General features: G+C 63.5%; 16 protein-coding genes. 9 read left to right on the top strand and 7 right to left on the bottom strand.

The window, feature by feature from the left end:
• Nucleotides 1-71 precede the first annotated feature (71 nt).
• Complete coding sequence (locus tag EB815_RS28750) at nucleotides 72-1,265, bottom strand: MFS transporter (protein ID WP_056564369.1); 1,194 nt, start codon at nucleotides 1,263-1,265, stop codon at nucleotides 72-74.
• 48 nt (nucleotides 1,266-1,313) lie between these two features.
• On the opposite strand from EB815_RS28750, the gene EB815_RS28745 reads away from it, so the two are divergent.
• On the top strand, nucleotides 1,314-1,853 hold the full coding sequence (locus EB815_RS28745; RefSeq protein ID WP_056564366.1) for an Lrp/AsnC family transcriptional regulator: 540 nt from the start codon (nucleotides 1,314-1,316) through the stop codon (nucleotides 1,851-1,853).
• 10 nt (nucleotides 1,854-1,863) lie between these two features.
• On the opposite strand, the gene mtnA is transcribed toward EB815_RS28745, so the two are convergent.
• Nucleotides 1,864-2,958, bottom strand: a complete 1,095-nt coding sequence (gene mtnA, locus EB815_RS28740; protein ID WP_056564364.1) for an S-methyl-5-thioribose-1-phosphate isomerase — start codon at nucleotides 2,956-2,958, stop codon at nucleotides 1,864-1,866.
• On the bottom strand, nucleotides 2,955-4,229 hold the full coding sequence (gene mtnK, locus EB815_RS28735; RefSeq protein ID WP_056564361.1) for an S-methyl-5-thioribose kinase: 1,275 nt from the start codon (nucleotides 4,227-4,229) through the stop codon (nucleotides 2,955-2,957). The genes mtnA and mtnK overlap by 4 nt, the downstream gene beginning before the upstream one ends.
• 137 nt (nucleotides 4,230-4,366) lie before the next feature.
• On the opposite strand from mtnK, the gene EB815_RS28730 reads away from it, so the two are divergent.
• The 3 genes from EB815_RS28730 (at nucleotide 4,367) to EB815_RS28720 (ending at nucleotide 8,056) form a co-directional block, all read left to right on the top strand.
• Nucleotides 4,367-5,878 carry a sugar ABC transporter ATP-binding protein gene (locus EB815_RS28730; RefSeq protein ID WP_056564357.1) on the top strand — a complete coding sequence of 504 codons (1,512 nt, stop codon included), beginning with the start codon at nucleotides 4,367-4,369 and terminating at the stop codon, nucleotides 5,876-5,878.
• An 81-nt stretch (nucleotides 5,879-5,959) separates the two neighbouring features.
• Nucleotides 5,960-6,955 carry an ABC transporter permease gene (locus EB815_RS28725; protein ID WP_056564354.1) on the top strand — a complete coding sequence of 332 codons (996 nt, stop codon included), beginning with the start codon at nucleotides 5,960-5,962 and terminating at the stop codon, nucleotides 6,953-6,955.
• Between the two features lie 48 nt (nucleotides 6,956-7,003).
• Complete coding sequence (locus EB815_RS28720) at nucleotides 7,004-8,056, top strand: substrate-binding domain-containing protein (protein WP_056565665.1); 1,053 nt, start codon at nucleotides 7,004-7,006, stop codon at nucleotides 8,054-8,056.
• A gap of 67 nt (nucleotides 8,057-8,123) precedes the next feature.
• Here EB815_RS28720 and EB815_RS28715 read toward each other — a convergent pair whose 3' ends face one another.
• Both EB815_RS28715 and EB815_RS28710 read right to left on the bottom strand, forming a co-directional pair.
• On the bottom strand, nucleotides 8,124-10,178 hold the full coding sequence (locus EB815_RS28715; protein WP_056564352.1) for a bifunctional aldolase/short-chain dehydrogenase: 2,055 nt from the start codon (nucleotides 10,176-10,178) through the stop codon (nucleotides 8,124-8,126).
• A gap of 86 nt (nucleotides 10,179-10,264) precedes the next feature.
• The gene (locus EB815_RS28710) at nucleotides 10,265-11,230 is read right to left on the bottom strand and encodes a sugar-binding transcriptional regulator (RefSeq protein WP_056564349.1); all 966 of its coding nucleotides are present in this window, start codon (nucleotides 11,228-11,230) and stop codon (nucleotides 10,265-10,267) included.
• A 202-nt stretch (nucleotides 11,231-11,432) separates the two neighbouring features.
• Here EB815_RS28710 and EB815_RS28705 point away from each other — a divergent pair, with 202 nt between their 5' ends.
• The 5 genes from EB815_RS28705 (at nucleotide 11,433) to EB815_RS28685 (ending at nucleotide 20,232) form a co-directional block, all read left to right on the top strand.
• Entirely contained in the window at nucleotides 11,433-13,073 is a 1,641-nt protein-coding gene (locus EB815_RS28705; protein ID WP_056564346.1) for an acyl-CoA synthetase, read from the top strand.
• Nucleotides 13,074-13,506: 433 nt separating this feature from the next.
• The gene (locus EB815_RS28700) at nucleotides 13,507-14,112 is read left to right on the top strand and encodes a TetR family transcriptional regulator (RefSeq protein ID WP_056564343.1); all 606 of its coding nucleotides are present in this window, start codon (nucleotides 13,507-13,509) and stop codon (nucleotides 14,110-14,112) included.
• A gap of 46 nt (nucleotides 14,113-14,158) precedes the next feature.
• Nucleotides 14,159-15,301, top strand: coding sequence for an efflux RND transporter periplasmic adaptor subunit (locus EB815_RS28695; protein WP_056564339.1), 1,143 nt, complete (start codon nucleotides 14,159-14,161; stop codon nucleotides 15,299-15,301).
• A gap of 243 nt (nucleotides 15,302-15,544) precedes the next feature.
• Nucleotides 15,545-18,685 (top strand): efflux RND transporter permease subunit, encoded by a 3,141-nt coding sequence (locus tag EB815_RS28690; protein ID WP_056564335.1) that lies wholly within the window; start codon nucleotides 15,545-15,547, stop codon nucleotides 18,683-18,685.
• A gap of 191 nt (nucleotides 18,686-18,876) precedes the next feature.
• Nucleotides 18,877-20,232: an LLM class flavin-dependent oxidoreductase gene (locus EB815_RS28685; RefSeq protein ID WP_056564332.1), complete on the top strand. Its 1,356-nt coding sequence runs from the start codon at nucleotides 18,877-18,879 to the stop codon at nucleotides 20,230-20,232.
• Between the two features lie 68 nt (nucleotides 20,233-20,300).
• On the opposite strand, the gene EB815_RS28680 is transcribed toward EB815_RS28685, so the two are convergent.
• Together EB815_RS28680 and EB815_RS28675 are read right to left on the bottom strand one after the other, a co-directional pair.
• A complete protein-coding gene (locus tag EB815_RS28680) occupies nucleotides 20,301-22,010 on the bottom strand; it encodes an APC family permease (RefSeq protein ID WP_056564329.1) in 1,710 nt (569 codons plus the stop codon).
• 253 nt (nucleotides 22,011-22,263) lie between these two features.
• Nucleotides 22,264-24,633: a DUF1989 domain-containing protein gene (locus EB815_RS28675; RefSeq protein ID WP_056564326.1), complete on the bottom strand. Its 2,370-nt coding sequence runs from the start codon at nucleotides 24,631-24,633 to the stop codon at nucleotides 22,264-22,266.
• Between the last annotated feature and the right edge of the window lie 153 nt (nucleotides 24,634-24,786).

Here is a 24,786-nt window from a genome sequence, read left to right as displayed (position 1 = left end):
GGAGGGGCGGGGGTGTCACTGTCAACCGGGCGAAAGGCCGGTGGCCAATCACGTTCCGTCGACTGGAGCAATCACGTAAAAGAAGCGATCTGTCGCGTGCGCCACGCTGCCGCCGCTGCGGCAACCAGCATCAGCAGTGCCGCAACCATCGCGCAGACCGCAAAGCCGAAGCTGGAATAGAGCGGCCCGAAACCGGTAGTGCCGACAAAGACCGCCAGATAGGTTACCGAGCTGTTCAGGCCCATGATCGTGCCACGCCGTGAGGGATCGAGCGCCGAAAGGCTCATCACCAGGACATTCAGTCCGAAATGATTGGCAAGCCCCCAAACCGCCACCATGGCGAGCGTCAGGCCGAAACTGTGGCTGCTCGCGGCGATCGCGACATAGACGATGGCGACTAGAAGATAGGCGAATGGCATGACGCGGCGTGCGCCCAGGCGATCGATCACCCCGTCGAGGAGAGCAGCCGTGCCGAAGCCGATGCCATAGGCAAGGGCTGCCCATCCATTGGCGCTCACCGGTTTGCCAAGTCCGCTGTGCAGGTGGTCGCCGAGATAGCCATAGACACCGTAGAAGGCGGTCATGAAGGCGGCGCAAGCGATGAGAAGCGGCACGATGCCGGGAATGCCGAGCGCCGCCAGCGGCGTCGGGGCCGGGCCGCTCTTCCTGATGTCGCTCAGCGAGGTCATGGTGAGACTGGTCAGCGCCAGCATTGCCAGTACCGCGACGGCCGCGAAGACGGCGCGCCAGTGCACGAGATCGGCAAGCACGGCCGAGAGCGAAACACCGGCCACCATGCTGAGCGTCCATCCGGTCAGCACGACGCCGATGGTCCCGCTTTCGCGGCCGGGCGGCGCGATCGCCGCCGAACTCGCATAGATCGCCGGCATGGCGACGCCGGCGGCAATACCTGCGACCAGCTGGGCCGCGACCAGCACGGTCAGTATCGGTGCGGCCGCGCTGGCAACCAGGGCCATGGCCAGCAACAGCAATGCCCCCTGCAGCATCCGGCGGGCGCCGAGCCGGTCGATATAGCGGGCCAGGAACAGGGCACTTGCCGAGGTCCCGAGCCCAAAGGCGGCCGCCGCGATCATCACGGTCGGGACGCTGCTCGCGAAGGACGACGCCACGGCCGGGGCTATCGGGCCCAGGACCAGCGAATTCGAGCCGATCACGGCGATGCATCCGGTCAACAGATAGGCGAGGGCCGGGATCGGCGGCCTGGCATCCGTTGGCAGGGCTGTTACTTGATTGCTGTTCGACATATGGCCATAATGGCCGTATTAAATTCTGTGGCAATCAGGATTGTCGATATGGATGAAGAAACAGATACCATTCCGCGGAACACGCCGGCGCCCCGCGATGTCGACGCAATTGACAGAAAGATATTAGGCGTTCTCGTCGACGATGCCACCGTCAGCTATGCGGAACTCGGCGATCGGGTCGGGCTTTCGCCGCCAGCCGCGCATGAGCGGGTGAAGCGTCTTCGGCGCAGCGGCGCCATTCGCGGCACAGCCGCGATCATCGACCCCAAGGCGGTGAAGAAGCCGCTGCTGGCCTTCGTGCATATCGACACCAGGGGCTGGGGCAAGACCCCGGAGTTGATGGCGGTTTCGCAATATCCGGAAGTCGAGGAGATCCACACCGTCGCCGGCGACACCTGCATGTTGCTGAAGGTCCGCACCGAAGACACGCGGGCGCTGGAAGGCCTGCTCGCTCGCCTCTACGAAACGCCCGGCGTCACCTCGACCCGCAGCTATGTGGTGCTGTCGACCTATCTCGAGCGCCCGGTGCAGCCCGGCGTCACCACGCAATGGCCAACGCCCAACCACATGAGCAAGCCGCTGTACTAGCCGGCATGGGCTATGCCCGTTCGGGGAACATCGCCTTCAGGCCCTCGCGCGATGCCTTGGCTATGCCGCGTTCGGTGATCAAGCCAGTCACCAGCCGCGCCGGGGTCACGTCGAAGGCCGGATTGGCCGCGGGCGTCGCTTCGGGCGAGATGCGCACCTGGGCGATCTCGCCGCCGGCGGTCTTGCCCCATACCAGCGAGACCTCGTCGGCCGAGCGCTGCTCGATCGGGATTTCCTTGAGCCCATCATGCACCGTCCAGTCGATGGTCGGCGAGGGCAGCGCGACATAGAACGGCACGTCATTGTCGGCGGCGGCGAGCGCCTTCAGATAGGTGCCGATCTTGTTGCAGACATCGCCGTCGGCGGTGGTCCGGTCGGTGCCGACGATGACCATGTCGATCGCCCCTCGCTGCATCAGATGGCCGCCGGCATTGTCGACGATCAGCGTGTGCGGCACGCCGTGGCCTGCCATCTCCCACGCGGTCAGCTGGGCGCCCTGGTTGCGCGGTCGGGTCTCGTCAACATAGACGTGGACCGGAATGCCGGCTTCGGTTGCCAGATATATCGGCGCGGTGGCGGTGCCGTAATCGACGGTGGCCAGCCAGCCGGCATTGCAATGCGTCAGGATGTTGACCGTCTCACCCGGCTGCTTGCGCGCCGCGATCGCCTTGATGACGGCAAGACCGTTCTCGCCGATGGCGCGGTTCAGCGCGACATCCTCGTCGGCGATCTCGCTGGCGCGCCGATAGGCGGCTTCGGCGCGTTGTTCTTTTGGCAGCGGCTTGAGGAAGCGCCGCATCTCATCGAGCGCCCAACGCAAATTGATCGCCGTCGGGCGCGTCTCGTGCAGCGTTTCCCAAACGGCATCGAGCGCTTCGTCGGATGGGTCGTCGGCCATCTGCAGGGCAACACCGTAGGCGGCGGTGACGCCGATCAGCGGCGCGCCACGCACCCACATGTCGCGGATGGCGGTGGCGATGCCGGAAACCGTGCCGATCGTCTCGACGCGGAAATCATGCGGCAGCCAACGCTGGTCGATAATGTCAACCGAACGTCCGTCGTCGCTCAGCCAGATGGTGCGATAGTGGCGCTCGCCGACGTTCAAATGCTGCTCTCCTGTTCGATCAGCGCGGCCAGATTGTTGACCTCGTCGATGCTGTGTATCCGCCGCCGGTTGACGGCGATGTGACGGCCGAATTTGAGCGCCTTCGCCTCGCAGGAGGCGCGCAGATCCTCGTCGGCAATGGTCTCGAAATCGGCATTGTGGGCAAGGCCGAGGATGCGCCTGTGCACCTCGATGCCGGCAAAGCCGAGAAGATCGGTCCAGATCTGGTGCAGAACGTGATCGAGCGCCTGCTCCGCGGCGAGTATGTCGCCCTGATCCTCGAACAGGCTTCTCTGATAGAGCATTCCGGTGCGCTCGGTGCGCCACAGATGCGAGAACTCGGCGCGGAACACCGCCCATGTCTGTGCGGTGACCCCGAGCAGATAGGTGCGCATGGCGTCGCGCTTGCCTTTCTGCTCATGTCCGCGCTGCGAGAAGAAGGACATCCAGAAATTGGCGAGCAGCATGCCGACATCGAAGGCCATCGGCCCGTAGAAGGCGAACTCCGGATCGATCATCCGGGTCTCTGTGTCGGTGACCATGATCGAGCCGGAATGCAGGTCGCCATGCAGCAGCGTCTCGGCATTGGCGGCGAAGATGTGCTTCAGCCGTTGCGCCTCCACCTTGAGGTCGCGGTCGGCACGCAGGTCCGCGACCAGACCGTCGAGTTGCGGCGAGGTATGCCGGTTCAACTTCGCGTCGAAATAGGGATCGGAGAACACCAGGTTCTCGGTGATGTCGCAGAGGTCGACATTGTCGGCGAACAGCGCCAGATCGGCCTTGCGATCCCTGGTCACCATCGACAGGTCGGACCCGCGGAACAGCGTACGGGCCATGAACAGGCCGATATCCCTGGCAATGTTGGGCAACTGGCGCCCGTCGATCAGCGCGCGCCTGAGAATGGTATGTGGTGGCGCCAGATACTCCATGATGATCAGCGCCTGGCCTTCATCGAAATGATAGATCGCCGGCACCGAGCCCGGCGCGCGCGCCTCCTGACGGGTCAGCGCGTGATACTCGAAGAAGGATCGCTTCAGCGGTAGCGGCCAGCTGTCGCCGACCAGCCGGACATAGGGCAGGGCCTGCTTGACGATGGCGCCGCCGCCGGCACCCTCGACGATGAACACCAGGTTCAGATTGCCGTCGCCGACTTCGCGGACCTTCCATCGTGTCGTGTCCTTGCCGATCTTCGCGCACAGCGCCTCGTTCGTGCCGAGGCGCGTTGCAAGCGTCTCCACCGACAATGCTTCGAACGGCAATTTCCCAGTCATTCGTCTCCCTCCCGCCTGTGCGCTCCGATCATAAGGGAGCCTTAGCGGCGGGGCCAAGCTAGGAACCTGTCTGGCAATTGTCAATCGTGTTGACAATTGCCGATATTGACCATAGCGTCGAGGTCAGGGAGGAACGCATGGTCGGCAATGCCGTGTTCCGCGTAGAGGGACTGAGGAAATCCTTTGGCCGCAACGAGGTGCTTGGCGGCATCTCGCTCGAGCTGCATGCCGGCGAAGTGACCGTGCTGATGGGCGCCAACGGCGCTGGTAAATCCACCCTCGTCAAGATCATCAGCGGCGTCTACGAGCGTGGCGGCGGCACCATGACGCTTGCCGGGCAGGAGTTCGCGCCGAACACGCCGGCCGAAGCGATCCGCTCCGGCGTCGTCACCGTGCATCAGAACATCAATGACGGTGTCGTGGCCGACCTCGATGTCGCCACCAACCTGACGCTCGACAGGCTGAGCGGCAAGGGCGCGCCGACCCTGTTCAATCCGGCCCGGGTGCGCCGCGAGGCCAAGGCCGTCGCCGACCGCATGGGGTTGGCCATCGATCTCAAGGCCCGCGTCAACGACCTGTCGCTGGCCGATCGCCAGATGGTGGCGATCGCACGCGCCTTGGCGCACCAGCCGAAGGTGCTGATCCTCGACGAGCCGACTTCCTCGCTCTCCAGCGCCGAAGCCGACCGGTTGTTCGCCCTGGTCGACAGGCTGCGCGAGCAGGGCGTGGCGATCCTCTATATCTCGCACCGCATGTCCGACATCAGGCGGCTTGCCGATCGCATCGTCTCCATGCGTGACGGCATCGTTTCAGGTGCCTTTGACACCAAGCCGCTCGATTATGAAGGCGCGGTCAATGCCATGCTCGGCCGCAAGATCCATCTCGACCAGATCGTTGCCAGAAGTTCCGCCAAGCCGGTCCTGACCGTTGAAGGCCTGCGCATCGCGCAGGGCGCCAGGCCGATCTCGCTGACGCTTGGCGATGGCGAGGTCGTCGCCATCACCGGCCTCGTCGGTGTCGGCAAGACCGCTTTTGCCGAAACGCTGTTCGGTGTGCGCAAGCCGCTGTCGGGTACGATGGCGATGAATGGCAGGCCCTACGCGCCGCGATCCGCCGGCGATGCGATCGCGGCCGGCGTGTTCCTCGTCGCAAAGGACCGCGCCACCAGCGGCATTGTCGGCGGCTTCAACATCGAGCGTAATGTCAGCCTGCCGTTCCTGAAGCGGATGTCGAACATGGGCGTGCTCAAGCGTCGGCTCGAACGCGCGACCGCGCGCCGGCAGATCGAGGAACTCAGCATCGTCTGCCGCTCCGAGAAGGACGAAATGTCGGCATTGTCGGGCGGCAACCAGCAGAAGGTGATGGTCGCCCGCTGGATGGCGCAGGACGCCGCGCTGTTCATGCTCGACGAGCCTTTTCAGGGCGTCGATATCTCGGCCAGGCGCGACATCGCCGCCAAGCTCAGGGCAAGCGCCCATGGCCGCGCGACGCTTTTGTTCGTCACCGAACTCGACGAGGCGCTGGAGACGGCCGACCGCATCCTGGTGATGTCGGAACACACGATCGTCGGCGAACACCGCAACGCCGAAGTCGATCTCGATCGCCTGCTGGCCGAGGTCGCCGGCGGGCCGCTGCACAGCGCTGCCTGAGCGTGGCGGTCGATGGAATTGGAATGGAGAGACCATGGGTTCGAGTTGGCTAAAGTGGGCAGCGGCGCCGGGGTGCGCTGAATGATGCTGCGCGACCACGCAATCCGCTACGGGTTCATCGTCCTGCTGGTCGGACTCGTCGCTTATTTCGCGATCGCGGCCGACGGTTTCGTCTCGCCGCAAAGTGCCGTCTTCATCTTCCAGTCCGTCGCCATCACCGGCGTGCTGGCGCTCGGCGTCACCGCCACGCTGGTTGTCGGCGGCTTCGACCTGTCGATCGGCTCGGTCGCCACATCGGCCATGATGGCGGCTGCCTATGTCATGGTGGTGCTGGAGCAGAATGCCGTCGTCGCCGTGGTCGTCTGTCTGCTCATCGGTGCCATTGTCGGCCTGATCAATGGCTGGCTGATCGTCTATATGCGCGTGCCGGACCTGCTCGCCACGCTCGGCATGATGTTCCTGCTTGTCGGCTTGCAGCGCATCCCGACCGAGGGCCGCTCCATCGCCACCGGCATGACCATGCCCGACGGTTCGGTCGCCAACGGCAAATTCTCCGACGCCTTCCTTGCGCTCGGCCGCCACCGCTTCGATTTCTTCATCCCGAACCTCATTCCGGTGTCGGTGGTCGTGCTGCTGGTGCTTGCCGTGCTGATCTGGTTCTTCCTTGAATACACGCGCTTCGGGCGGATGATGTATGCGGTCGGCAGCAATGAGCGCGCCGCTGAACTCGCCGGCGCGCCTGTCAAGGCATACAAGATCTGGGCCTACGTTATTTCAGGAGTTTTTGCCTCGATCGGCGGCATTTTGCTCGCTGCCCGGCTTGGACGCGGCGATATCGCCTCGGGTAATAATTTGCTGCTCGATGCTGTCGCCGCGGCGCTGATCGGCTACGCGGTGCTTGGCGCCGCCAAGCCGAACGCCTTCGGCACCGCGGTCGGCGCGCTGTTCGTCGGCATCCTGCTGCAAGGCCTGACGATGATGAACGCGCCTTACTACACGCAGGATTTCGTCAAGGGCGTGGTTCTGGTCGTCGCCCTTGTCTTCACCTTTGCCTTGTCGGGCAGGGGCCGGAGATAGTTTCGGCCGGATAGGTTTTTGGGCTCAACAAGAGTGGAGGAAAACAAGGTGAACATCACAAGAAGACTTCTGGGGAAGGTGGCGCTCGGGCTGGCCGGGGCAACCATGCTGATGCAGTTTCCCGCGCTGGCCGCGGACAAGCCGGCGCCGTTCGACAAGCCCGGCGTCAAGATCGCGCTGGTGCGCTATCTCTCGACTGGTGACTTCTTCCAGGCCTATCTCTCGGGCGTCGAGGCGCAGTCGAAGGCGCTCGGCATCGACCTGCGCGTGCTCGACAGCCGCCAGGACGCCGCCCTCCAGTCCGACATGGTCGACCAGGCGATCGCGCTCGGCGTACAGGGCATCATCATCCAGCACGGCCTGACGGAATCGATGAAGGACGCCGCCCAGCGCGCTGTCGACGCCGGCATCAAGGTGGTGGCTTTCGACGTCAATGTCGAAAACCCCAAGATCCCGCAGATCGAACAGTCGGACAAAGACCTTGCCCGCCTCGCGCTCGAGCAGGCGGTCAAGGACAATGGCGAAAGCTGGAATGCCGGCTATGTCTATGTCGCCGGCATCGCGCCGCTCGACCGCCGCAACGAGACCTGGGTCGACGTGAAGAAGAAGTATGCGGGCATCAAGGAAGTGGCCATGTTCGGCACGCTCGACAACCCGATCGCCAACTCCGTCGCCAACCAGGCGCGTTCGGTGCTGTCGGCACATCCCGATATCAAGGTGATGTTCGCCCCCTATGACGAATTCGCCAAGGGCGTGAAGATCGCCGTCGACGAAGCCGGCTTGAACAAGGGCATCAAGATCTATTCGGCCGATATCTCGACTTCGGATATCGCGGCGATGCGCGAGCCCGACAGCGCCTGGGCAGCGACCGCGGCGACCAACCCGGCCGTTGTCGGCCAAGTCTCGGTGCGCGCTCTGGCACAGCTGCTCGCTGGTGAGGACCCCGGCCACAACGTCATTGTGCCGCCGACGCTGATCACCCAGAAGGAACTGATCGACAAGGACATCAAGAACATGGAAGACCTGTCGGCCAAGCTGCCGCAGTTCGCCCATGCCGATGTCGCCATGCCGGCCTGGATGCCGAATCCGAACGCGAAGTAAGGATCGTCACGACAGATATGAAAAGGGCGGCCGTGAGCCGCCCTTTTTTGTTGTCAGCCGAAAATGCCTACCGCAGCGCCGCCGCGATGTTGCCGCCGTCGACAGTCGTCACGTCAGCGGTGGTGCGTTCGGCCAGCGCGTGATGCAGGAAGGCCTGAGCCACGTCCTGTGCGGTCACTTCCTGGCCGAGCAGATTGCCGGACATGTACTCCTTCTCCGAGACGCCGCGCGCGCCGGAGCGGCTGGCGATCATGGCGTCGGTCAGAAGGCCGGACCGGATGCGATCGGCGTTGACGGCGTTGGAGCGGATGCCATGGGCGCCGTAGTCGAGCGCATATTGCCTGGACAGGAACAAAGTCGCCGCCTTCGGTACGCCATAGGCGCCGAATTTCGGACCGGGGTTCACCGCCTGCTTGGAGGTGTTGAACAAAAGCGCCCCGCCTGTGCCCTGTTCGAGCATGATGCGCACGGCGTTCTGCGCCGCCGACTGGTGGGCGAAGAAATTGAGCTCGAAGCTCTTGCGCAGAAGCGCATCATCGAGTTCGCCGATCCGGCCTTCCCAGGCAGCTCCCGCATTGGAGACCAGGATGTCGACGCCGCCGAAGACGGCAACCGCTTTGTCGAAGGCGGCACGCACCTGGGCTGGATCGGTGATGTCGGCGGCGACGCCGATCGAATTGTTGCCGGCCTTCTTTGCGGCATCAGCAGCCTTGTCGGCATCGAGATCGACAACGACGGCATGGGCGCCATTGTCGGCGAACAGTTTTGCCGTTGCCGCCCCGATCGCGCCGGCGCCGCCGGTGATCAGGACCACTTGGCCGGTCAGCGGCTTCGGCTTGTTGGAGGCAAGCTTGGCCTGTTCGAGCGACCAGTATTCCAGCGGGAAGAGGTCGGCCTTGGACAGCGGATGGAACCGTCCGACCGCTTCCGCGCCGCGTACCGCCTCGATCCACATTTCGCCGACGTCGGAGGCGATTTTGGCGTCCTTCAGCGTACGGCCATGGCCGAACATGCCGAGGCCCGGCACCAGCGTCAGCCGCGGCATCGGGTCGAGCATGATGCGCTTGACGTCGTCGAGCGCGTCATTGGTCTCGAAATAGGCGCGATAATCCTTGGCGAAGGCGTCGACATGGCTCTTGATGATGGCCTTATAGTCGCCCGCCTTGTCGGCATCGGGCGCCGGCACCGCCATCGGGCCTGTCTTGATACGGATCGACAGATCCGGTGTCGACACGCCGCGTCCGGCATAGTCGGCGATCGCGGCCGAGTTGATGAAATCGACGATCGCGTCGGAGGTGCGAAAGTCGGAGATCATGCGGTCGAAACGGCCTTCGCCGCGCGACACCGCGACGGCGCCGCGCAGCATCGGAGCGATGGAGGCCGGCGTCGCGAGCCTTGCCGGCAGCGCGGCCTTTGCCGCCTTCGGCTTGGCGTGGCTGGCCACATAGTCCTCGGCGACGTTCACATAGTGGATCATCCGGTCATAGGCCTGTTTGGCATCGTCGCCGAAGGTGAAGATGCCGTGCTTGTCGAGGATCAGCCCTTCAACGGTCGGGTCGGCATCGAAAACGTCGGCCGCCGCCTTGGCAAGGTCGAAGCCTGGCATGATGTAGGGCACGTAGCCCATCTTGCTGCCAAAGACCGTCTTCACCAGCGGCTTCGAATCTTCCTGGTCGACGATGGCCAGGATCGCGGTCGAATGGGTGTGGTCGACGAATTTGTGCGGCAGGAAGGCATGCAGCAACGTTTCGACCGAGGGATTGGGCGAAGAGGGATCGATCAGGTTCGCCCGCTGCAGCGCCACCATGTCCTCGTCGGAGAGCTTGTCCAGCGCGCGCGCCTTGAGCAGGGCGCCCATCTTGACCGCCGGCAGGCCTTGCGGCTCGATGACGGCCATGTCCCAGCCGCTGCCCTTGACGCAGAGCACGTCCCATTCATCGCCGACGAGGTCGGTTGCCTTGATCTTGCAGGAGGTGTTGCCGCCGCCATGCAGGACGAGCTGCGGCACGCCGCCCAGCAGCCGCGTGGTGTAGACGCGCAAGGCCAGGTCGCGGCCGACGCCCTTCTTGGCATAGTCGGCGACAAGTTTCTCCGCCGCTTCGTCGTTCCACAGGTTCTTCATGTTCGCTTCGTCCAGTTGCTGTCTTGGGTGGTGAAACAGGATGCCGCGACGCCTTGATGACAATGCGCCGGCGAAAGGTTGCTGGTTCAGGATACCTTTTGGGTTGCCGCTCCGGCATGATCGAGCAGCCGCTGCGCCATATGCGCGCCGACCACCAGATGCGTGCAGAGCCCGCCAGCGATCGCCGCGAGCAGCGGTTCGAACTTGCTGTCCTCCTGCACCACCATCAGGCGTTTTTCGATGGCGCGCAGCGAGGCAAGCTCGGCGGAGATCACCCGGCGGTTGTAGCTGCAGTCGAGCACCTTGCCCTCGGCGTCGATGATCTGCCCGGCAATGACGCCCGCGGCACCTCGGCTGCGCAGCTCCGCCATCTCGCCCGATGTCAGCGCGCCGCACTTGACCAGATGGCTCTCGGCGTCGACCGCGCCGACCGAGTAGAGTGCGAGATCGCAGTCCTTGATTCCCGACAACTGCTCGCGGATCACCGGTTCGTCCCGCAGCGCGCGCGCCAGCTCTTCCGTCGACAGCACCAGCGGCGCATAGAAGTTCAACCCCTTGGCGTTGAGCCGGCGTGCGATTTCCATGGTGCACTGGTCGGGCCGATAGGAGTAGGGTGCGCCGAGGTTGCCGCAAAGCTGCACCACCGTGACCTCCTGCAGGTCGGCATAGGACATGATGTCGGCGATCATGTAGACGGTGCGGCCCCAGGCGACGCCGATGCGGTCACCCTTCTTGACCAGTTCCAGAAAGACGCTCGCCGCCAGCACGGCGATATCAGTCGAAGGGTCGGGGATGTGGCCGTTCTCCGGCGCGATCCAGACCGCGTCGAGGCCCAGCGCGTCCTCGAGCTTGCGCGCCATCACATCGTCGGTGAACAGCTGCGTCGAGGTCGAGATGTTGACGATGCCGGTCTCGCGCGCCTTGCGCAGATACATGGCCACCGAAGCACGGGAAATGTTAAGCTGGCTCGCAACCTGGTCCTGCCGCAGGCCATGCGCATAGTAGAGCCAGGCGGCCTTGTGAATGAGCTGTTCTGCCGGTCGGATCGCCATGCCGTCTCCTCGGCTGACATTAGTCACGGCTCTCGACAAAAGTCAAATTCGGATGCGGGGACACGATCGTCTCTCGGCAAGGTGCATCCGGGATCGCCGTTCTACAAAGCCTGCATAGCATAGCATTTTCGGCCCTCCGGGGGGATGGCCTGACAAGAGTCCTGGGGTTAGAAAGCTCGAAAAGAACTTTGGGGAGACCGGGATGGGCAATCGCTACGAACAGGATCTTGACAGGAACGCGGCCAACCACCAGCCGCTGACGCCGCTTACCTATCTGGAGCGGGCCGCAAAGACCTATCCTGATCATGCCGCCATCATCCATGGCGGCCAGCGCACCTCCTATCGTGATTTCTGGCGTCGCTCGCTGAAGCTTGCCTCGGCGCTTCAGAAGCGCGGCATCGGCAAGGGCGACACGGTCACCGTCATGCTGTCCAACACGCCGCCAATGCTGGAGGCGCATTTCGGCGTGCCGATGACCAGGGCGGTGCTGCATTCGCTCAACACTCGCCTCGACGCCGCGGTCATCGCCTTCCAGCTCGACCATGCCGAGACCAAGGTGCTGATCGTCGACCGTGAATTCTCAGGTGTCGTCCGGCAGGCGCTTGACCTGGCCAAGGTCAAGCCGCTGGTCATCGACTATGATGATCCCGAATACGCCGCCGACGCGCCCTATCCGAAAGGCGAGCGGATCGGCGCATCAGACTATGAGGATTTTGTCGCTGGCGGCGACGAGGGCTTCGCCTGGTCGATGCCGGACGATGAATGGGACGCCATCTCGCTCAACTACACCTCCGGCACGACGGGCAATCCGAAGGGTGTCGTCTACCACCATCGTGGTGCGGCGCTGATGGCCTACACCAACACGATCCATGCCGGCATGGCCAAGCACGCCGTCTATCTGTGGACGCTGCCGATGTTCCATTGCAACGGCTGGTGCTTTCCTTGGACGCTCGCCGTCCAGGCCGGCACCCATGTCTGCCTGCGCTGGGTGCGGCCGAAGCCGATCTACGATGCCATTGCCGATCATGGCGTCACCCATCTGTGTGGCGCGCCGGTCGTGATGTCGGTGCTGATCAATGCCCGGGATGAGGACAAGCGCGAATTCCCGCAGACCGTCACCTTCAACACCGCGGCCGCGCCGCCGCCGGAAGCCGTGCTGTCGGGCATGGCCGATGCCGGCTTTGCCGTCACCCACCTCTACGGCCTGACCGAGACCTATGGTCCGGCGGTGGTCAACGAATGGCACGGTGAATGGGACAGTCTGGCAAAAGGCGAGCGCAGCGCCAAGAAGGCAAGGCAGGGCGTCCGCTACGCAGCCCTCGAAGGCCTGACCGTCATGGATCCCGAGACGATGCAGACGACGCCGGCCGACGGCGAGACGATCGGCGAGGTCATGTTCCGCGGCAACATCGTCATGAAGGGTTATCTGAAGAACCGCAAGGCAAGCGACGAAGCCTTCGCCGGCGGCTGGTTCCACTCGGGTGACCTCGGCGTCATGCATCCCGACGGCTACATCCAGCTCAAGGACCGTTCGAAGGACATCATCATCTCGGGTGGCGAAAACATCTCCTCGATCGAGGTCGAGGACGCACTCTACAAACACCCGGCTGTGGCGTCGTGCGGTGTGGTTGCCCGCGCGGACGACAAATGGGGCGAGGTGCCCGTGGCCTATGTCGAACTGAAGCCCGGCAAGACCGCGACCGAAGCCGAGATCATCGAGCATTGCCGTGCACTGCTTGCCCGTTTCAAAGTGCCGAAAGCGGTGATTTTTGCGGAGATACCGAAGACGTCGACCGGCAAGATCCAGAAGTTCCGGCTGCGGGAGATGGCCAAGGTGGCGTGAGCGCACCGTCATTTTTGCTAGACCTCGACAATTTGCCGCGGACCGGCGACTTCGTCATTCTAGGGTGGAGCAGGAGCGAAGCTCCGTCGCGGAAACCCTAGGATCCATGCCGTGACCTCGCGGCCGTGCTCCAGCGGTTGGGAATGGCTCTCTGCGGGCCTTTTGATGTAACATATTGATCCGCAGCATTTTTTGACCGACGTCATGGAATGGATCCTAGGGTCTGCGCCGCGTCGCTGCGCTCCTTGCTCCGCCTAGGATGACGAACTCATCAGCGACTGCCTCCTATCGCGAGCGCCGGTTGTCGCGTCAGCCTTCTGTCACCATCTGTCACCAATTATACGCGTACGTCGATTTCGCGTTGACATCGCCCTCTCTTCAATTTACGAGTGACGAAAATTAAAATTCGTCACTCGTAAAACGACAGGGACCCATGTCCGAAGCAGCCAACATCATGGCCGATGCCGCCAGGCAGGAGAATGTGACACGCATTCTCGACTGCGCCGAGCGCCTATTCCGGCACTATGGCTACGGCAAGACGAATGTCGCGGACATAGCCCGCGAACTTGGGATGTCGCCGGCCAACATATACCGTTTCTTCGCCTCCAAGGTTGAAATCCACCAAGCCGTTTGCGGCCGGATGCTCGGCGCCAGCTACAAGATGGCCTACGAGATCATGCACCTGCCGATCAGTGCGGAGGAGCGGCTGCGTCGCTACATTCATGCCCAGTACAAGATGACGCTCGAGACCATGCTCGACGAGCAGAAGGTCCATGAAATGGTCATAGTCGCGCTCGAGCGCGACTGGAGCGTCATCGACAAGCACGTCAACAGCATTCACGACCTGTTCGCCGAGGTGATCCGCGAGGGCGTCGAGACCGGCGAGTTCAGGGAGCAGGATCCCGAAGCCGCCTCGCGCTGCTTTGGCGCCGCCACCGTCATTCTCTGCCACCCGCAGATGGTGGCGCAGTGCCTTGCCAAGACCAACCGGGCAATGCCCGACGAACTTATCGATTACGCCATCAGAGCCTTGAAATAGCCGCCGGTCGCCGGTGTCGACAGTTCGCCTCAGTCGGGAGTACCAGATGTCTTTGTCCAATTCCATCATCCGCCGGTTGCCGGTCGCGGGCTTGGTCGTTGCAGGGCTCACGCTTGCCGGCTGCAGCCAGGAAAAGGCCGAGGTCAAGGAGATCATCCGCCCGGTCAAGGTCGTCGAGATTGCCCAGGCGCATGACACCCGCACGCTTTCCTATTCCGGTTCGGTGCGGGCCCGCACCGAAAGCGCGCTGGCTTTCCGCGTCAACGGCAAGATCACCGAGCGCCTTGTCGACATCGGCCAGCACGTGGCGCCGGGCGATGTGCTCGCCCGCATCGATCCCACCGACTACGACCTTTCGGTCAAGAGCGCGCAGGCAGCTCTTGATGCCGCCGAACGGCAGGTCGAGACGACAGAGCTTGCGCGCAAGCGCGCCGAGCAGCTTTTCGCCAAGAATTTCTCGCCGAAATCGCAGCTCGAACAGGCGACGCTGACCTATGACCAGGCGGTCGCCACGCGCGACTCCGCCCGTTCGTCACTTGCACAGGCCAAGAACCAGGTCGGCTATACCGACCTCAAGGCCGACAAGGACGGCATCGTCACGGCGGTGAATGCCGATGTCGGCCAGGTGGTCGGCTCCGGCGCGCCGGTGGTCACCGTCGCGGTCGACGGCGAGAAGGAAGTGCTGATCGCGGTCCCCGAAATGGAGATCGCCGAGTTCAAGCCGGGCAAGCCGGTCAAGGCCGGCTTCTGGTCCGACAACACACTGACGCTCGACGGCAAGGTCCGCGAGGTTGCCGGCAGCGCCGATCCGCAGTCGCGCACCTTCGCCGTCCGCGTCAGCCTGCCCAACGACCAGCGTGTGCTTCTCGGCATGACCGCCAATATCGAGGCTTCGGCGGCCAACGAAAAGCAACTCGTATCGATCCCGCTGAGCGCGTTGGCTGAGAAAGATAACCAGTCGATCGTCTGGACCGTCGATCGTGGCGCCGACACCGTCCACGCCCGTCCGGTGAAGGTTGCCAAGTTCGCCGCCGATGGCGTGCGCGTCGCCGAAGGATTGAATCCCGGCGATATCGTGGTCGCCGCCGGCACACAGTTCATGACCGAGAATCTGAAGGTGAAGCTCGCCGGCGGCATCGCGCAGCAATCCGCCTCGGCCGATGGTGACGACGCCAGCCGACTGCGCTGAGGACAGACAGGTCGGCCGCGCGTTCCCGCGGCCGCAGGTTTCCGGGCGGCGTGCGCCCGAAGGTCGAGACGTCAAGGCCGATGTACCCCCGCATCGACCCTAGCGTCCCACCGCGATGAGTGTCTCTCCGCTCGGAAAGCCTCGCCGCCCGGAAGCCAGTATCGAACGCAACTGATTTCGTTTTCGCGCGCCGCGCTTCTTCGAGGCACCAGGCGCCGGCAAACAGCAAAGTGGACAGCACCGATGACGACCTCCACTGAAGAAAAGCGGCCCTTCAACCTTTCGCGCTGGGCCATCGGCCACCCCTCAATAGCGCGGTTCCTGTTCGGGCTGATCATCATCGCCGGTGCGCTCGGCCTGATGCGCATGGGCCAGAAGGAAGACCCTGACTTCACCTTCCGCGTCATGGTCGTGCAGGCGATCTGGCCGGGCTCGTCGATCCAGGAGATGGAGGACCAGGTCGTCAACAAGATCGAGCGCAAGCTGCAGGAAACGCCGCATCTCGACTTCGTGCGCTCCTTCACCCGCGCCGGCAGCGCCATCATCACGGTGCAGATCAAGGGCGATACCAACGCCGCCGAGGTGACGGACGCCTTCTATCAGGTGCGCAAGAAGGTCGGCGACATATCCGGCGACCTGCCGCAGGGCCTGCTCGGCCCCTATTTCAACGACGAGTTCGGCGACACCTTCATCACGCTGCATTCGATCAGCGGCGATGGCTTCTCCTATCCCGAGCTGAAGAAATTCGCCATCCAGGCGCGCGACATGCTGTTGACCACGCCGGGCGTCGAAAAGGCCGTCATCATCGGCGACCAGCCGGAAAAGCTCTATATCGACGTGTCGTCCAAGGCGCTGGCCGAACGTGGCCTGACGCTGACCGACCTGCAGAATGCGATCAAGGGCCAGAACAATGTCGATCCGGCCGGTGCCGTCGACACCGGCGTCAATTCGGTGCGCATTTCGGTCGAAGGAGACGTCACCAAGGCCGCCGATATCAGGGAACTGCGCCTGCGTGCCGGCGGCCAGGTCACCAGGCTCGGCGACATCGCCACCGTGACCTCGGGGCTCGAAGATCCCTTCCAGCGCAAGTACCGCTTCAACGGCCACGAAAGCGTGCAGCTTGGCGTCGTCATGGCCAAGGGCTTCAAGGTCACCGATGTCGGCAAGGATGTCGAGGCAACCTACAAGCGCTTCGAGGAGGCGCTGCCTTATGGTGTGTCGGTCGACCAGATTTCCGACCAGCCGGGCGTCGTCACGGACGCGGTGGCCGAATTCATGCACGCGCTCGGCGAAGCGTTGCTGATCGTGCTTGTCGTCTCCTTCCTGTCGATCGGCTGGCGTTCAGGCCTTGTCATCGCCATCGCCATTCCGCTGGTGCTCGCAGCCACTTTCGCCATCATGTACGAGCTCGGCATCGACCTGCAGCGCATTTCGCTGGGCGCCCTGATCATCGCGCTCGGCCTGCTTGTCGACGACGCCATGATCGTCGTCGAGATGATGGAGCGAAAGCTGGAGGAGGGCCTGGTCAAGATCGAGGCGGCGAGCTTCGCCTATACATCGACCGCCTTCCCGATGCTGACCGGCACGCTGATCACCACCGCCGGCTTCATTCCGGTCGGCTTCGCCGCCTCCACGGCCGGCGAATATGTGCGCACGTTGTTTTATGTCGTCGGCATCGCGCTGATCGTGTCGTGGTTCGTCGCGGTCTATTTCACGCCGTGGCTCGGCAACATGATCCTCAAGCAGCGCAAGCACGCCGGTACCCATCACGATGCATTCGACACCCGCTTCTACCGCCGGCTTCGCTCTACCGTCGGCTGGGCGGTGCGCCATCGCATCATCGTGCTTGTCATGACGCTGGTAACCTTCGCCACCAGCCTGTGGGCGTTCCAGTTCATTCCGCAGAACTTTTTCCCGCAATCGTCGCGGCCGGAAATCCTCGTCGACCTCTGGCTGCCGGAAGGCACCAGCATCAAGGAGGTCGAAGCGCAGGCCAAGGCGCTTGAGGCCAAGATGATGGACGACAAGGACAAGCGCTTCATCGCCACCTATATCGGCGAAGGCGCGCCGCGCTTCTTCCTGCCGCTCGACCAACAGCTCAGCAATCCGAATTTCGCCCAGATGCTGGTGATGGCCAATGACGAGCCGGCCCGCGAGCGGCTGATCGTCAAGCTGCGCACGGTTCTGGCCGAGGACTTCCCCTCGATCCGTGCCAAGGTCGACCGTCTGTTCCTCGGGCCGCCAACCGGCTGGCCGGTGCAGATGCGTGTCATGGGCCCGGATCGCCAGGAGGTGCGCCGCATCGCCGACCAGGTGAAGGCGAAGTTCCGCGAGAATCCGTTGCTCGGCGCGGTCCATGACGACTGGCTCGAACCGGTGCCGGCGATGAAGCTGGTGATCGACCAGGACCGTGCCCGTGCGCTCGGCGTCACCTCGCAGCGCATCCGCCAGATGCTGCAGGCAACCATGTCCGGCGCGCCGCTCGACAATTTCCGCGACGGCGAGGAGACGGTGTCGATCGTCGCCCGCGAGCCGGACGCCAGCCGCAGCCTGCTGTCGTCGGTCGACTCGGTCTATATCCCGACCGATTTCGGCGGCTTCGTGCCGCTGTCGCAGGTGGCCAAGGTGGTACCGGTGCTCGAACAAGGCATCGAGTGGCGCCGCGACCGCCTGCCGACGATCAGCGTGCGTGCCACGCTGCCCGACGGCGTGCAGTCCAACGACGTCGTCACCAAGATGTACAAGGACATCCAGGGCCTGCGCGACGGCCTGGCGCCCGGCTACAAGATCGAAATCCAGGGCGGTGCCGAGGATTCAGCCGAAAGCCAGGCTTCGATCGCCGCCAAGGCGCCGATCATGCTGGCCATCATCGTCGTGCTCTTGATGATCCAGCTGCAGAACTTCGGCAAGGCGATGCTGGTGCTGGCCACCGGTCCGCTCGGCATCATCGGTGCGGCCGCGGCCCTTTTGATCAGCGGCGCGCCGTTCGGCTTCGTCGCCATTCTCGGCGTCATCGCGCTGCTCGGCATCATCATGCGCAACTCGATCATCCTGGTCGACCAGATCGACCAGGACATCGCCAGAGGCATGGAGCGCTCGGAGGCCATCATCGGCTCGGCTGTGCGCCGTTTCCGGCCGATTGTGCTGACGGCGATGACGGCGGTGCTGGCGCTGATCCCGATCTCGCGCGCCGTGTTCTGGGGGCCACTCGCCTATGCGATGATGGGCGGCATCGTGGTCGCCACCGTGCTGACCATCCTGGTGCTGCCCGCCGGCTACGCACTGTTCTTTGGCCGCGAGCCGAAGAAGCGTGGTGTCGACGCCGCAGAAGCATCCGCGACGGAACTGCCGGAAAGGCCGCAACTGGCGCTGGCGGCCGAATAGAGCGGCGCGGATCATCCCTCATCGTTGATGTCGATGGCGGATGATCCGGCGCGACGGCCGATCCCATCACGCCGATTAAAATGCTCCCTGGCGCCGGTTCTGCAAAACAGAATTCCTTCCCAGTGCGGCCAAGCGGTTCCATTCTGAGCGGCACCGGAGCGGTACCGCTCGTCCTATCAGGGTGTCTTCCCATGGCAGAGAAAAAGCAATTGCGGCTCGGCGCCTTCATGCGTCCCGTCAGTTTGCACACCGGCGCCTGGCGCTATCCGGGCGCCTATCCCGACGCCAACTTCAACTTCGCGCATTTGAAGCGTTTCGCACAGACGCTGGAGGCGGCGAAATTCGACGCTTTCTTCATGGCCGATCATCTGGCCGTGCTGAACATGCCGATCGAGGCGCTTCGGCGCAGCCACACGGTGACCTCGTTCGAGCCGTTCACCTTGCTGTCGGCGCTTGCCGCCGTCACCGATCACATCGGGCTGGTTGCCACCGCATCGACAACCTTTGACGCGCCCTATCACATCGCCCGTCGATTCGCGTCGCTCGACCATATCAGCGGCGGGCGCGCCGGCTGGAACATCGTGACGACGTCCAATCCCGATGCGGCGTTGAATTTCGGGCTGGACGAACATGTCGAGCATGACGAGCGCTATCACCGGGCGCGGGAATTCTACGATGTCGTCACCGGCCTCTGGGACAGCTTTGCCGACGACGCCTTCCTCCGCGATGCCGAAAGCGGCCTCTATTTCGACCCCGCCAAATTGCATGTGCTTGACCATAAGGGCGAACATCTCTCCGTGCGCGGACCGCTCAACATCGCGCGACCGGTACAGGGTTGGCCGGTCATCGTGCAAGCCGGCGCGTCGGAGGCCGGGCGGCAGCTGGCCGCGGAAACGGCGGAAGTCATTTTCGCCGCCCATGGCGATCTCGCGTCGGGCCAACGCTTCTTCGCCGATGTCAAAGCCAGGGCGCAGAAACTTGGCCGTTCCCGCGACGACATCAAGATCCTGCCTGGCGCCTTCGTCATTGTCGGCGACAGTGTCGAGGAAGCGCGGGCCAGGCGGGCGAAGCTCGACAGCCTGGTCTATTACGAGAGCGGCATTGCCTCGTTGTCGATCGCTCTTGGGCATGACGCGTCGGCCTTCGATCCCGACGCCGCTCTGCCGGAAATACCGGAGACCAATGCCTCGAAGAGCAGCCGCGAGCGCGCCATCGAACTGGCTAGGGATGAAAACCTGACGGTGCGCCAGCTGGCCCAGAGACTGGGTGGCTATTCCGGCCTTGCTTTCGTCGGCACGCCGAAAACGATTGCCGACGAGATGGAGGAATGGCTGGTCGCCGAGGGATCGGACGGCTTCAACATCATGTTTCCCTATCTGCCCGCCGGGCTCGACGACTTCGTCGAGAAGGTGGTGCCCGAGCTGCAGCGGCGCGGCATCTTCAGGCTGAAGTATGAGGGCTCGACGCTGCGCGAGAATCTCGGCCTGAAGCGGCCGCCCAACCGGTTCTTCGAAGATACGGAAGCGTCGATCCGCAAGGCTGGGTGAGGTGAAGGCTGGTGGCCGAAAAGCATCGGGCGCGCCGAAGCGCGCCCGATATTTGTCAAGTTGCCCTGTCAGATGACGAATACCCAGTTGGCGATCAGCATCACCACCACGCCGGCGACCAGCGTCAGGTAGGGCAGCATGCCTGCTTTCTTCACCGAGAGGTCGGTTCCCGTCATGCCGAGATCGGCCAGCATGTGGTCGGGGAACTTGCCCTTGTCCTGGATGTAGTGGCGGAAGCAGAACACCGGAATGATCAGCGCCGCGGTGATGAGCCCGGCCCACAACGCCATCGGGTTCCACACTTTGGCACCGGCGCCCATGAAGATCGCGTTGACATAGGCGAAGATCGCTCCGATTGCGAGCAGCCAGGTCGGCGCCTTCCATGGCCGTGCGATATGGCCGTTGTCGATGCGGTGGATCCAGCCGGCATTGAGGTTGAGGAAGTTGAAGATGATGTAGCCGCAGTTCGACACAGCGAGGATGAAGAAGAAGCTCGTCGCATCGGCCGAGGCGATGGCCAGCACGATCAGGTTGAAGCAGAGGTCGGTCCACATGGCACGGGTCGGCGCGCCATGTTCGTTGACGTGGCTGAGATAGCGCGGCAGCCAGCCGTCCACCGAGCCCTGGTAGAGCGTGCGCGAGGAGCCGGCCATCGCCGTCATGATGCACAGCACCAGCGCCAGGATCATCAGCATCACCAGGAGGCTGTGGATGAGCTTGCCGCCGCCGACCATGCCGGCAAGCGCGTCAGCGACGCCGGAGCCGTCGACGATCGGCGTTGCAAGCATGCCGTTGAGGCCCAGCACGCCCTGGAAGGTGAAGGGCACCAGGATGAACAACAGCATGCAGAGCAGGCCGGAATAGAAGATGGCCTTGAACGTGTCGGTGCCGGGATTCTTGAACTCGGAGGTGTAGCAGACGGCGGTCTCGAAGCCGTAGGTTGACCAGGCTGCAATGAACATGCCGCCGAGCACCAGCGTCCAGCCGGCGATATTCCAGGCGCCGGGATCCGGCGCATAGGCGGCCGCCAGCGGCACCAGCGGCGAGAAGTTGGCCCAGTTGATCTGCCCGGTGAAGATCGGCACGACGCCGACGATCAGCATCGGGATGATGACCAGCAGGCCGATATATTTCTGCACATTGGCGGTGCCGAGGATGCCGCGATGCTGGATCGAGAAGATGATCAGCATCAGCACCGCGCCGATGAAGAAGGTCGCATTGAAGGTGAAGGAGACCGGACCCAGCGTGTGGCTGTACAGCGTCCAGTTGCGGATTGCCGGCGTCGCGGCGGTCGTCACCGCTGCAATCGCGTCGGCGGGCGCCGTTCCGGCATGCGCCGCGATATAGGCGACGACTTCCGCCGAGGTCTCGGTGAACAACGGCACCGGCGCCAGCGCATTGAGGACGTAGGCGGCCGCGATCGAGCAGCCGAGCGACAACACCGGCGACCAGGCGAACCAGTTGCACCACACAGACAGCGGCGCGATGAACTTGGAATAGCGCAGCCAAGCCGTTGCGCCGTAGATCGAGGCGCCGCCGGACTTGTTCGGGAACAGGCCGGCGATCTCGGCATAGGTGAAGGATTGCAGGAAACCCATGATCATGGACACCGTCCAGATCAGGAAGGCCAACGTTCCGGTCGTGCCGGCAATGCCGCCGATCGAAAACAGAACCAGTGCCGGAACGCCGCTTGCCACCCAGAAGGCGCCGCGCCAGTCGATATGCCTGAGCAGCTTGCTATCGGCAGGCTGCTCCAGGGCCGTACTTATGGTGCTCATGTCAGTGACTTCCCCTTTTTCGATGTTCCCCGCCGGCGATGCCTCGACTTTGCGAAGCTTGCTCCCCGGCCCATGACAACACGACTCTAATGTTTCCACTCAGTCGTATTTTTTTCTTAAGAGTGAAGATTGATCCGGCGCGCTTTCAGGTCAAGCGTTTTGTGAAACCGTACACATCACGCTTGCGCGCGCACGGGACAATAAGGCTCGCGGCACTGCTGGTGCGCGGTTTTGCCTGTCCTGGAGGCAATGCTCAGGAACGCGGTCTGGTCTTGTGCGGGTCGTAGTGGGCGAAGGCGACGACACGCGCCGGCAGCCTTTTGGCATGGCCGTCGAGCTTGCCGATCTCGACCTCGGTGCCGATGGCCGCATGGGTGACGTCGAGCCGCGCCAGCGCGATGTTCTTGTTCAGGACCGGCGAACGCATGCCCGAGGTGACGACACCGATCTGGGCACGGCCGACATGGACGCAATCGCCATGGCCGACAGCGACATTGGCGTCGATGTCTAGACCGACCAGTCTGTTCCGCGGGTTTTCCTTGCGCCGGATCAGCGCCTCGCGGCCAATGAAATCATCGGTCTTGCTCTTTAGCGGCACGGTAAAGCCGATGCCGGCCTCGAACGGGTCGGTCTGGTCCGAGAATTCGTAACCGGCGAAGATCAGTCCAGCCTCGATGCGCACCATGTCGAGCGCTTGCAGGCCCATTGGTTTCAGCCCATGCGGCTGGCCGGCTTTCCATATGGCGTCGAACACCTTTTCGGCGTCGCGCGGATGGCACCATATTTCGTAGCCGAGCTCGCCGGTATAGCCGGTGCGCGAGACGACGACCGGTACGCCGTTGCCGCCGCCGATGCGGGCGACGGCGAAGCGGAACCATTCGAGCTCATCGATTGATGGCTGTAACGGTGATGTCCAGATCACGTCCCTGAGGATGTCACGGCTTTTCGGGCCCTGCACGGCGACATTGTGCATCTGGTCGGTCGATGAGCGCACCAGCACGTTGAGATCGAGCTTTTTTGCCGTCTCGCGCAGCCATTCGCCGGAAAGATCGTCGCCCCCGACCCAACGGAAATTGTCCTTGCCGAGCCGGAGTAACGTGCCGTCGTCGATCATGCCGCCATGCTCGTAGCACATGGCGGAGTAGACGACCTGGCCGACGCCGAGTTTCTTCACATCGCGGGTCAGCGTGTATTGCAGCAGCGCTTCGGAATCCGGGCCGGTGACTTCGAACTTGCGCAGCGGCGACAGGTCCATGATCACCGCGTCCTGCCGGCAGGCCCAGTACTCAGCTATCGGCCCATCCTTGGCGAAGGCGTTGGCCAGCCAATAGCCCCTGTACTCGGCGAAGTTGCGGGTGTGCTTGGCAAAGCTCGAATGAAAGGCTGTCTCGCGGGTCATTTTCGGTTCCGAATCGGGCGTCATGCGTCTGGCGATCGCTCGCGAGAATTTGTGCTGGCCGGAATAGGTCCGCACGTGGATGTCGGTCAGGTCCCAGCCATTGGCCGGCGTCGTGTCGTCGGGGCAGGCGGAGGAGACGCAGACGATGTCGGTCAGCGCGCGCAGCAGCACATAGTCCCCGGGGCGCGACCACGGCTCGTCCGAGACCATGATGCCATGCGCGTCGATCGCGGTGTTGAAGAAGAAGTTGATCGCCATCCAGCCGGCGCGAGGACTGACACCCTTGCCGGCCAGGGCGCCGTTGAAATTCTCCGAACAGTTGGTGTGGCCGGGATAGCCGATGTCGTCATAGTACTTCGCCGCGCAGGCGAGTGCGAAGGCATCATGCCGGCCGCACGTATCCTGCACCACCTCGACCAGCGGCTCCATGTCCTGGTCGTAGTATTTCGAGTGCAGGCCCGGCATCGGATAGCTCGATCCCATCAACGTGCGCGTCGTCGTCACGTCGAGTGGATGGTCGAGGCCCTTGTCGAGCTTGCGCGCCGAAAAGCACTGGAAATCGGTGCACTGGCGCCCGTCGACATCGATGATCTGCAGATAGTCGCCCGCCTTGACGAAATAGGATTCGGCGGTTGCCGAATGGACGCGTAGGTCGAGCACCGGATCGGCGAGGGGATCGGCAAGCTGCGATTTTGTTTTCAGGCGGATCGTGACGCGCCGCACGACAACCGTAAGCGGCGTTGCCGTGTCGTGGCCATCGACCAGCATCGGGCCGCCGGGGGCGGCGATGATCATCGAGCCGTCGCGAGCGACGGTAAAACCCTGTTCGGTGCCTGCAGGCGTGGCACTGCCGAAGACGCGGACTGCCTTGGCCTGGTCAAGCTGAACTTGCCGGCGCGCGATGCCCCGCCGCAAGGCACCGAGACTGTCATCGCCAGCGGTCAGCAAATCCTTGATGCCGGCGGCATTGCTGTTGGATCTTTCGCCGAGGATGGCGGCATCGGTGACGCCCGTGGCGTCCCAGGCCAGCAGTTCGCAGGCCTGGCCGCCCTCGACATTGCGGACCGTGATCGTATCACCCGCCTCGACCTCGATCAGCACCGCGCCATTGCCCTGGATCGTGTAGCGTTCCATGCCCGGCGGCAGCGCGATCTGGCCAGGCCTCAGGATGAGGCTCGGGCGCGGCGGTCCTGTTGTGATCGTGGGGTAGGGCGACTGGCTCATCTCAGCCTTGCGGTTCGAGAAACAAGTTTGCCTGTGTGTAAAATTATTTTAGCAGCAAGAATAGCAGTGCGATTGCGTTTGGCAAGGTGAAGCGCCCATCTTCCCTTCTCCCCTTGTGGGAGAAGGTGGATCGGCGCGGAGCGCCGAGACGGT

This window comes from Mesorhizobium loti (assembly GCF_013170705.1).
GTDB classification, from domain to species: domain Bacteria; phylum Pseudomonadota; class Alphaproteobacteria; order Rhizobiales; family Rhizobiaceae; genus Mesorhizobium; species Mesorhizobium loti_D.
The sequence above is the reverse complement of the archived record's forward strand: the minus strand, read 5'-3'. Positions and strand labels throughout refer to the sequence as shown.